Here is a 10,099-nt window from a genome sequence, read left to right as displayed (position 1 = left end):
GATCTGTGAGATGTGGATAAGACCGTCAACGCCGTCGATAATCTGAGCAAAAGCTCCAAAGCTTGTAATAGAAACGATAGTAGCCTTAACTACGTCACCTACCTGATACTGAGACTTGAAGATTTCCCATGGATTGTCCTCAGCCTTCTTGAAGCCGAGAGAAATTCTATTAGCCTCTCTGTCAAGATCCTTAATGTATACTTCAAGAGTATCACCAACATTTACTACTTCGCTCGGGTGCTTGATTCTCTTCCAAGAAAGCTCTGAGATGTGTACCATTCCATCAATGCCGCCGAGATCAACGAATGCACCGAAGCTTGTGAGAGACTTTACCTTACCGGTATAGGTCTTGCCAACCTCTGCTGTCTCCCAGAATCTTGCTTTGGCTTCTTCCTTCTTGGCGTTCTGAACAGCCTTGATAGAACCTACTGCTCTCTTTCTGCCACCCTCTGATACCTCGATAACGATGAACTCTACCTTCTTCTTAAGAAGCTGTTCGAGTTCAGCGCCTCTCGGGAGACCTGTGAGTGAAGCAGGGATAAATACTCTAACACCCATAACTGTGAGTGTGATACCCTTGTTTACAACGCTCTGAACAACGCCCTCGAGAACAGTACCTTCTTCCTTAGCCTGTACTATCTTCTCATAGCCAGCCTGCTCGTCTACCTTTCTCTTGGAAAGAGCAGCTGTACCTTCTGCGTCGTTTACCTTGATAACAACGAGATCAATCTCGTCGCCAACGCTTACGATGTCGGAAGGCTTCTTTGAAGGATCGTCTGTAAGGTCGTCAAGAGCAACATAGCCGGTATGCTTTGTGCCGAGGTCTACGATAGCCTCTGTGTTGTTTACGGCGATAACAATGCCTTTAACTTTCTCTCCTGTATGTATTTTTTTGAATGATTCATCGATTGCCTGAGCAAAATCGATATCCTCATCCTGATTAGCTGCAAGAATTTCATTTTCTGCCATTTTGGTTTGTACCTCCTTGATTATATAAGCGGGGGTTGATGCCCCGGCAGTAATGCCGATATTTTTGGCATTTGGAAGCTTTAATGACCGAAGCTCGTCCGAATTTTCGATATGATACGTTTTACAGTACCGGCTGCAAACCTCAAAGAGCTTAACGGTATTGGAACTGTGCCTGCCGCCGACTACAAGCATAATGTCGGATTCCCTGGCAAGCATGGCAGCGTCTGACTGACGTGTGTCTGTAGCGTTGCATATCGTATCGTATATAACAATATTTGGATCGTCCTTCGGGATCACGTTTAAACACTCACCCCATACTACTATATTATACGTCGTTTGCGCCACAATTGCAAGCTTTTTTTGCAAATTTTTATAATTTTTTTCAAAAAAGTCTTTTAGCTCAAAGTTATCCTTGAAAACCATGCAATTTTCGTCACAATGACCAACTATGCCCTGTACTTCAGGGTGGTCTCTGTCACCTGCGATAAGTATAAAGTAGCCTTCTGCGGACTTTTCCGCCACTATTTTATGTATACGCGATACAAAGGGACAGGTCGCGTCCAGCATACGGTTGCCCTTTGCCTGTATCTGGTCGTATATCTCCCTGCCTACGCCGTGGGAGCGTATAACTACGGTCTCGTCGGGGTTGAGCTCGTCAACGGATTCTATTATCCTTGCGCCCTTTGCCTTCATATCGTTTACAACGTCCTGATTGTGTATGATAGGGCCGAGAGTTGCGACATTTGTATTCTTTTCCAGCTCGCCGTAGACCATTTTCACGGCTCTGTCAACTCCGAAGCAGAATCCGGCGGATTTTGCAACAGTGACCTTACTCATCAGTTTTTTCCTCCTTTGTGTCTGCGGAGGTCTCCGTTTCTCCTTCAACAAGATGCTTTATGTCTGCCATATAGCGGTTTTTGAGCTTGACGAGCTGACGGGGATTGGGAGTATCACTTATCTCGCAGTATTCTGCAGGATCGATAGGCTTGCCAAATTTTACGGTAAGTGGAGTACGGAACTTCAGCTTTTCCCCGTAACATATACCTACAGGCATTACAGGCTTGCCTGATCTTGCGGCAATGAGAGCGGCTCCGGTATGACCTTTACCTACCTTGCCGTCTTTGGAGCGTGTACCCTCGGGGAATATCATGAGACTACGGTTTGAATCGAGCCTTTCAACAGCAGTATCGATAACTGCAGTATCGCCTTTTCCGCGTGAAACAGGAAATGCTCCCAAAGAGCGTATTAGCCATGCAAAGAGTTTGTTATGGAAGAGTTCCTCCTTTGCCATGAAAGCAAATTTTCCCTTGGCTCCACAGCCGAGAAGGGGCGGATCGGCGTTGCTGCGATGATTGCAGGTATATATAACAGTGGTATCTTCCGGTATATTATCCTTCCCTTCAAAGCGCAGCTTATACATTAACGTAAAGTACATACGAACAACAAATTTTACTAAGTAATACATGATTTTCTCCTTTTTACGTCATACCCTTTGGATACAGAGCCTCATTTCTTTATCTTTTCGCTGATTATCTTAACGATAGCAGCTGCGGATTCTTCAAGGTTCAGCTCTGTTGTGTCTACGAGCACAGCATCCTCAGCCTGTTTCAGAGGAGCTGTTTCTCGATGCATATCTTGATAGTCGCGCTTGATTATATCGTCAAGTATCTCCTGATATGTGGGACAGTCCGGCTTTTCAAGGAGCTCCTTGTAGCGGCGATTGGCTCTTTCTTCTGCGGAAGCAGTAAGGAATATCTTAACATCTGCATCGGGGAGAACTACTGTGCCGATGTCTCTTCCGTCCATGATAACGTTGTTCTCACGGGCTATTTTCTGCTGAGTTTCAAAAAGATAGGCTCTTACGGCAGGTATAGCCGAGGTGCGGGAAGCAGCCATAGATATTTCGGGAGTCCTTATTAGGTCGGAAACGTCTCTTTTTCCGAGGAATACTCGCTGTGCTCCGTCGATGAACTTAAGGGACACATCAGCCTTGCCGAGGGACTTCTCGATATCCTTGTCAGGAATTTTGTTCTCGGTTATATATAGAGCGATAGTGCGGTACAGAGCTCCTGTGTCAACATAGATGTAGCCCAGCTGCTTTGATACCATTTTCGCTATAGTGCTTTTTCCTGCGCCGGCAGGTCCGTCGATTGCAATGTTTACAGTTTTCATTGTTTTTACTCCTTTATTGAAGGGCGCTTGCCCTGATTTACTTGGATTAACAATATTTTTTGTGGTTCAGGACAGTTACGCAAACGTCCGTCTGCCCTCGACCAACAAAAAAGGTTATATCCCCATTACTTTTTAAGATGTTCCGAAATGGATAGAACTGCGTCTGTGAGCAGAGCGGCGGACAGGAAGGTACCTGCGCCGAAGCATACTGCTTCCGGAAGCTTTTCGCTTAGCTTCTTTGAAAGGGGGTGAAGCATGTAAAAGTACCCTACAGCCATGATACCGAAGATAGAGCTCGATATCAGGCTCGACCTGTCAAATATGGAAAAGTACCAGTTCTTGTATGTCCAGAACTGCTCATGGAATATGAATTCCAGAAGATATGAGGCAGCAAGCTCAAATACCGTAGTGATAACGGTGGCAGTTACAAATATAAAGAAGGGATTTCTCTTTCTGCGTAGTAGAGTCAGCAGTAAAAAGGCTCCGAAAGAATATATTGGTATCACTGGCAGGTGTAGCATACCTCGGTTGTCAAAATAACGGTACATTATCCAGACCGTAGCAACCTCGTATATCCAGCCTGCAAAGCCTGCGGCTGTGAATTCAAACACATAGCGGAAAAATGTTCGCGAAAAGTCATTTTTCATAGCACTTATTTCACCTTTGCACCGAAGGGCATGAGGGCGAGTCCTGCCAGCTTAAACATCTGCATCCCGAAGGGTATGCCTATAACGGTGATACAGAGTATCAGGCCTGATACTGCAAAGCCTGCCGCCATTTCAAGTCCTCCGAAAAGCAACCAGAGTATATTGACTATTAAGCTTATCGGACCGCCGCCGTATTCTACTTCCTTGCCAAAGGGAGCAAATGACAGCTGCGCCATTTTGAAGCACTGCTTTCCTATTGGAATGCCGACTATGGTAATACACCACAGCAGCCCCACTGCCAGCCAGCTGAGCCCTGCGAAAAATCCGCCGAATATCAGCCATAATAAATTACCTAAACAACCCATTTTGATCCCTTTCTGTCATGACTATGTAATTACATATTAACAGCCGCCATGTAAGCGGTCGAAAAAGCTATCTGTAAGTTGAAACCGCCGGTATAAGCGTCAACGTCTATGACCTCTCCTGCGAAGTACAGACCACTTACTAGCTTTGATTCCATAGTTTTCGGGTCTATCTCTTTTACTGAGACGCCGCCGCTTGTGATAATAGCCTCGTCTATGGGGCGAAAGCCAGATATCCTCACTGGGAAATGCTTTATAAGTTCTCCGAATTTTCGCCGTTCCTCCCTGGTTATGCCGTTTATCTTGCGCTCGGGAGCTATTCCTGACAGCCGTACCGCAACGGGTATCATCTTCGCAGGAAGGAGCTTTCTGATGCCATTTTGAAAGTCACGGTTGAGGTTGTCAGCAAAATCGCGCTGTATCCTTGCATCGAGTTGCTCTGGAGACAGGGCTGGTTTAAGGTCTATCAAAAGCCGATACTTATTTGGCTGCATATCCCGTATATGTGAGCTGGCGCTGAGAACGAGAGGTCCGGATACTCCGAAGTGGGTGAAGAGCATTTCTCCCATTTCGCTATATATGGACTTGTTTTCGTTCATAAGGTCTATGGTGACATTGCGTAGGGAAAGTCCCATCATCTCTGTGCAGAACTTATCCGGTGAAACGAGAGGAACAAGGCTTGGTTTGAGTTCTGTTACAGTATGACCGAGAGCCTTGGCAAGGGTGTAGCCGTCTCCGGTTGAGCCGGTTGCCGGATAGGACTTGCCGCCGCAGGCTATGAGCACCGACTGAGATGAGTATTCCTCTCCACCTGCTGTAACTCCACAGACAGCGTCGTTTTTCGTGAGTATCTTTGATACGCGCTTGTTTATGACCTTGACGCCCAGCTTTTTCATTTCCTTTGCAAGAGCGTCGGCGATATCGTCCGCTTTGTCGCTGACAGGGAAAACCCTGTTTCCACGCTCGGTTTTCAGCGGTACGCCCAGTTCCTCAAAGAAGCTCATGGTACTCTCCGAATCAAAGCAGGAAAATGAGCTATACATGAATCGTGAATTTACGGGTATATTCTTTATATGCTCCTCTGCAGAGCTGTTATTGGTGACATTGCAGCGTCCTTTGCCTGTAATACGGAGCTTTCTGCCCAGCCTTTCGTTTTTCTCAAATAGCAGTACGGATTTCCCGAACCTTGCTGCATTTACAGCTGCAAAGCAGCCAGCTGCACCGCCGCCTATGATTATGATATCAGTCATTGCTTGTCTTCCTTTATAAGCTTACGAATTCTTGCCCGCGTCTGACGGCGCTTTCTTGAGGTGGCTTCTTTATTAATCAGGTAGGAATCGTTTTTGCAAATCAGCACATCTCCCTCGGCGGCTTCCGGCGGAAGCTGCTCCCTCAGGATACTGATTCTGCCGTTTTCACTCACAAGAATGGCATATTCGCCTTCAAATCTGTCTATTACAGTCATTTTATTTCCCTTTCGCAGGTGATAGTCAATGTGCTTCCGTCAGACTCAGCCTCGATATTTCCGCAGATATCAGTGCGGTATATCTTATCGGTATACTCCTGGAGTCTTTTCAGAGTGATATTCGAGGGGTGACCGTAGGGATTCTCAAAGCCGCATGATATCACAGCATTTTTCGGACGTATCATTTTGAGAAATTCATATGTTGATGAACGGGAGCTTCCGTGATGGCCAGCCTTGTAGAGCGTGACCTTTTGAAGTCTGTCGCTTTCAAGCATTGCGTATTCGGCTTCTGCCTCGCAGTCTCCTGTGAGCAGGAAACTGTTGCTGCCGTGTGTTATGAGTAGGCTGACAGAGTAATTGTTAAGGTCCTCATATTTGATGTCGGCAGGAGATACTATCTCTGCCCTTGCTCTGCCAAGTTCGAGTACCATGCCGGGGGTTGCCTCCGTAAGGCTGAGTCCTCTGTCCTCACAGCTTTCAAGGAACTTGTCGAAGAATACCGCTGTGGGGAGCTGATCATCGGGAATATGCGGGATTATAACCTCGCCGATGTCGAATACCCTAATTATACGGGCCATTCCGCCCATATGGTCTGAGTGGGGATGAGTTGCCACGACGTAATCAAGCCTGATTACGCCTAGGCTTTTTAGGTAGCTGATGACATCAGATGACACTTCGTATTCACCGCAGTCAACAAGCATGGTCATGCCGTTTGCGGCTATAAATGTGCAGTCTCCCTGTCCCACGTCTATGAAATGCATTTCAAGCTTGTCCTTATTTGGAAATGGCTCCGGCTTCTTATGAAAGTACAGCCAGCCTGCGAGGAGCAACACTGCTACGATAAGCAGACTGCCTATAGTTTTCAGTGCTTCCTTTTTCCGTTGTTTCCGTTCTTCTTCCCGTTTTTCTGCGAGCTCACGGAGAAGCTGCTTCTGGTACGGGGTGAGCCGGTATTTTTCTCCGGCTGCCTGAACGAAGCTTTCTGTGTCTTTGAAGTATTTTGCCAAGACTTGTCACCGCCCTTCCGGGGAGTATTGCCCTGTACTCGGGAGTCTCCCTCTATCAGACATTTCGGTGAAGAACCTATAAGGTCGCGTCGTCCTGCGGCTTTGAGAGCTTCAAGAACTATCTCTCTGTTCTGAGGGCGGAAATACTGTAGCAGAGCACGCTGCATAGCCTTTTCTTTGGGAGACTTCGGAACATAGACCTTTTCAAGGGTATAAGGGTCGAGCTCCGTGTAAAACATAGCTGTGGATATAGTGCCCGGAGTAGGGTAAAAGTCCTGAACCTGTTCGGGGCGTATCTTGTTTTCTTTAAGGAAGAGAGCAAGATCTATCGCTGCGTTAAGGGTGCTTCCGGGGTGTGAGGACATAAGATAGGGGACAAGGTACTGCTCCTTCCCCATACCCTTTGTTATCTCGTAAAAGCGCTTTTGGAAGCGCTTGTAGGCTTCTATATGGGGTTTCCCCATTTTGTCGAGGACTACCGCCGAGCAGTGCTCGGGAGCTACCTTGAGTTGACCACTTACGTGGTGCATTATGAGTTCTTTCATGAACTCATCGTCCTTGTCCTCTATTAAATAGTCGTAACGTATGCCTGAGCGAATAAATACCTTCTTCACGCCTTTGACCTTCCGTATCTTCCTCAGCATGGAAAGATACTCCGTATGGTCAACCTTCAGCGCAGGACACGGGGTTGGAGCAAGGCATTTCTTGCCCATGCATAGTCCTTTTGAGAGCTGCTTGTCACATGAGGGGCGGCGAAAGTCTGCAGTAGGACCGCCGACGTCGTGTATGTAGCCCTTGAAATCAGGCATCTTGGTTATCCTCTCCGCCTCTGCTAGAACGGATTCAACGCTGCGGACGGTTATGCGCCTGCCCTGATGAAGGGCTATCGAGCAGAAATTGCAGTATCCGAAGCAGCCTCGATTGTGAGTTATGGAAAAGCGTACCTCTTCTATGCCTGGGACGCCGCCCAAAGCCTCATAGGATGGGTGTATGGCACGTGTGTATGGAAAAGAATATATGTGATCCAACTCTTCAGTAGTGAGACTGTAGGCAGGGGGCAGCTGTACCAGCATAAGCTTGCCATGACGTTGTATCACGGTCTTTCCGTAGACCTCGTCCTGCCAGTCGTACTGTATCTTTACCGCCTTTGCGTATTCAAGCTTGTTGTCGCGCACCTGTTCAAAGGAAGGGCACTGAGCTGCGCCGATAGGCGTATTCACAGGCTCCGTAAGATAACAGGTACCACGGATATCGTGGATATCGCGTATATTTTCGCCATTTGCAAGACGGGTACAAAGCTCTTGCACCTGATGCTCGCCCATGCCGTACATCAGCAGGTCAGCACCGCTGTCGAGAAGTACAGAGGGGCGTACAGCGTCATCCCAGTAGTCATAATGCGCAAAGCGGCGGAGGGAAGCCTCCAGGCCGCCGATAGCTATTGGTATGTCTCCGAAGTACTCACGGAGCTTTTGACAGTAGACGATAACAGCGCGGTCAGGGCGTTTCCCTGCAACACCGCCTGCTGTATAGGCGTCATCGGAACGTTTGCGTTTGGCGGCGGTATAGTGAGCAACCATCGAGTCGATATTTCCTGCGGTGACTAAAAAAGCGTACCTCGGAACGCCGAAGCGGCGGAAATCGCGGTCGCTGTGCCAGTCGGGCTGAGAGATGATACCAACAGTAAATCCCATGCTCTCAATTAGCCTTGTGACTATAGCCGCGCCGAAGCTCGGGTGGTCAACATAGGCGTCGCCTGTTATGTATATGAAATCAAACTGCTCTATCCCAAGCTCGACCATTTCTTTTTTTGTTGTAGGCAGAAAGCCCTCGTACATGGTATCATCTCCTGTAAATCAAAATCTAGCAAAGCTGAATTTTGATTTGAGTAAGTAAGAGGAGTGAGTAGTAAGTAATATTATGCAACGAGCTATTTTTACTCTTAATTATTTACTTACTACTCGCTTAAATCATAATTTTGCTTCGTAAAACTATGATTTATTCATCCATTCTTCGGAGTCTCCACTCGTCGTACTGCATTTTTGACATGAGCACTCTTCTCGGCTTTGCGCCCTCGCTTTGTCCGATAACGCCGCGCTCCTCCAGTTCGTCCATGATACGAGCTGCTCTTGCGTAGCCGAGTTTGAGCTTCCTTTGCAGCATAGATGTGGAGAGTTGTCCTGCTTCCACAGCAACCTTTATAGCCGATTCCACAAGATCCTCGTCGCTGCCTGAACCTACAGAAGAACCGCCGTCTGTGGCTGCTGCACCGTTCTGTGACTGGGTCGAGAACATTTCTACGTCACGCGCGATATCGGGATCATATTTTACTTCCTCCTGAGCCTTGATAAAGCGAACAGTCTCAGCTATATCTTCGTTTGACGAGAAGCATCCCTGTACGCGGACAGGCTTGCCGGCTCCTATAGGCATATATAACATATCGCCGTTTCCGAGGAGCTTATCCGCTCCTGCCATATCTATTATGGTGCGCGAGTCTATCTGCGACTTTACAGAAAGCGCGATACGGCTCGGTATATTGGCTTTTATAAGACCTGTTATAACATCGGTGGTAGGACGCTGTGTAGCTACTACAAGGTGCATACCTGCGGCTCGTCCCATTTGTGCGAGACGGCAGATATAGTCCTCAACGTCCTTGCCTGCTACAAGCATCATATCAGCCAGCTCATCTATGAATACAACTATCTGCGGCATTTTTGCAAGATCACCGTCAACCTCTGCAAGCTCGTTGTAGGAACGGAGGTCGTTTGCGCCTGCCTCTGCGAATATATTGTACCTGCGCATCATTTCGTTAACAGCCCAGCACAATGCACCGGAAGCACGTTTGCAGTCTGTGACGATAGGTATTAGAAGATGAGGTATGTTCTCGAAGATCTTGAATTCTACTATCTTCGGATCTATGAGTATGAGCTTTACTTCGTCGGGGGTTGCGTTGTAGAGTATGCTCATAATGATAGAACGGGTGCAGACGGATTTACCGGAGCCAGTGGTGCCTGCGATTATTACATGGGGCATCTTTGCAATATCTCCGAGTATGATATTTCCTGTAATATCCTTGCCGACAGCGAATGATAGCTTGCTTTTTGAGTCCCTGAATTCGGGAGAGCCTATCATTTCACGGAGAGTTACTGTATCCTTTGTTGAGTTCGGTATCTCTATGCCTACAGCTGCCTTTCCAGGAACAGGTGCCTCTATACGGACGCCCTGTGCCGCAAGACTGAGAGCAATATCGTCCTCAAGTCCCTTTATTTTGGAGACCTTGATTCCGGGGCCAGGCTGTATCTCGTAACGGGTTATGGAGGGACCGCGAAATATATCCTTTATCTTTACAGCAACGCCGAAGCTCAGCAGGGTGTTCTTTATGACCTCTGCCTTTTCGCGCATTTCCTCTACAGCCTCGGAGCGGTTTGAATGTATCTCTGGACGGGTGAGCAGGTCTATGGGTGGAAGTATGTATTCTGG

At 47.6% G+C, this 10,099-nt stretch carries 10 protein-coding genes; all 10 read right to left on the bottom strand.

Annotation, left to right across the window (positions count from 1 at the left end):
- Positions 1-1,806: bifunctional 4-hydroxy-3-methylbut-2-enyl diphosphate reductase/30S ribosomal protein S1 (locus J6U00_RS13375; protein ID WP_296582629.1), on the bottom strand; the 1,806-nt coding region annotated here is incomplete at its 3' end.
- Entirely contained in the window at positions 1,799-2,434 is a 636-nt protein-coding gene (locus J6U00_RS13370; protein ID WP_296582627.1) for a lysophospholipid acyltransferase family protein, read from the bottom strand. The genes J6U00_RS13375 and J6U00_RS13370, both read right to left, overlap by 8 nt.
- 41 nt (positions 2,435-2,475) lie before the next feature.
- On the bottom strand, positions 2,476-3,141 hold the full coding sequence (cmk, locus tag J6U00_RS13365) for a (d)CMP kinase (protein ID WP_296582626.1): 666 nt from the start codon (positions 3,139-3,141) through the stop codon (positions 2,476-2,478).
- 125 nt (positions 3,142-3,266) lie between these two features.
- The gene (locus J6U00_RS13360; RefSeq protein WP_296582624.1) at positions 3,267-3,788 is read right to left on the bottom strand and encodes a putative ABC transporter permease; all 522 of its coding nucleotides are present in this window, start codon (positions 3,786-3,788) and stop codon (positions 3,267-3,269) included.
- 5 nt (positions 3,789-3,793) lie between these two features.
- Positions 3,794-4,153 (bottom strand): YccF domain-containing protein, encoded by a 360-nt coding sequence (locus J6U00_RS13355; RefSeq protein WP_296582622.1) that lies wholly within the window; start codon positions 4,151-4,153, stop codon positions 3,794-3,796.
- Positions 4,154-4,182: 29 nt separating this feature from the next.
- The gene (locus tag J6U00_RS13350; RefSeq protein WP_296582620.1) at positions 4,183-5,400 is read right to left on the bottom strand and encodes an NAD(P)/FAD-dependent oxidoreductase; all 1,218 of its coding nucleotides are present in this window, start codon (positions 5,398-5,400) and stop codon (positions 4,183-4,185) included.
- On the bottom strand, positions 5,397-5,615 hold the full coding sequence (locus J6U00_RS13345) for a DUF3006 domain-containing protein (protein ID WP_296582618.1): 219 nt from the start codon (positions 5,613-5,615) through the stop codon (positions 5,397-5,399). The genes J6U00_RS13350 and J6U00_RS13345 overlap by 4 nt, the downstream gene beginning before the upstream one ends.
- Positions 5,612-6,376 (bottom strand): ComEC/Rec2 family competence protein, encoded by a 765-nt coding sequence (locus tag J6U00_RS13340; protein WP_296582631.1) that lies wholly within the window; start codon positions 6,374-6,376, stop codon positions 5,612-5,614. The genes J6U00_RS13345 and J6U00_RS13340 overlap by 4 nt, the downstream gene beginning before the upstream one ends.
- A 101-nt stretch (positions 6,377-6,477) precedes the next feature.
- Positions 6,478-8,457: a YgiQ family radical SAM protein gene (locus J6U00_RS13335; protein ID WP_296582616.1), complete on the bottom strand. Its 1,980-nt coding sequence runs from the start codon at positions 8,455-8,457 to the stop codon at positions 6,478-6,480.
- A gap of 160 nt (positions 8,458-8,617) precedes the next feature.
- Positions 8,618-10,099: DNA translocase FtsK (locus J6U00_RS13330; protein WP_296582614.1), on the bottom strand; the 1,482-nt coding region annotated here is incomplete at its 5' end.

This window comes from Ruminococcus sp., assembly GCF_017650195.1.
In the GTDB taxonomy this organism is placed as follows: Bacteria; Bacillota; Clostridia; order Oscillospirales; family Ruminococcaceae; genus Ruminococcus.
This window is presented reverse-complemented; position numbering and strand designations above follow the sequence as displayed.

Excerpts from the sequence above, each read along its gene's own strand:
- J6U00_RS13370 (WP_296582627.1), bottom strand. The coding sequence starts at position 2,434 with ATGTATTACTTAGTAAAATTTGTTGTTCGTATGTACTTTACGTTAATG.
- cmk (WP_296582626.1), bottom strand. The coding sequence starts at position 3,141 with ATGAAAACTGTAAACATTGCAATCGACGGACCTGCCGGCGCAGGAAAA.
- J6U00_RS13360 (WP_296582624.1), bottom strand. The coding sequence starts at position 3,788 with ATGAAAAATGACTTTTCGCGAACATTTTTCCGCTATGTGTTTGAATTC.
- J6U00_RS13355 (WP_296582622.1), bottom strand. The coding sequence starts at position 4,153 with ATGGGTTGTTTAGGTAATTTATTATGGCTGATATTCGGCGGATTTTTC.
- J6U00_RS13350 (WP_296582620.1), bottom strand. The coding sequence starts at position 5,400 with ATGACTGATATCATAATCATAGGCGGCGGTGCAGCTGGCTGCTTTGCA.
- J6U00_RS13345 (WP_296582618.1), bottom strand. The coding sequence starts at position 5,615 with ATGACTGTAATAGACAGATTTGAAGGCGAATATGCCATTCTTGTGAGT.
- J6U00_RS13340 (WP_296582631.1), bottom strand. The coding sequence starts at position 6,376 with ATGCATTTCATAGACGTGGGACAGGGAGACTGCACATTTATAGCCGCA.
- J6U00_RS13335 (WP_296582616.1), bottom strand. The coding sequence starts at position 8,457 with ATGTACGAGGGCTTTCTGCCTACAACAAAAAAAGAAATGGTCGAGCTT.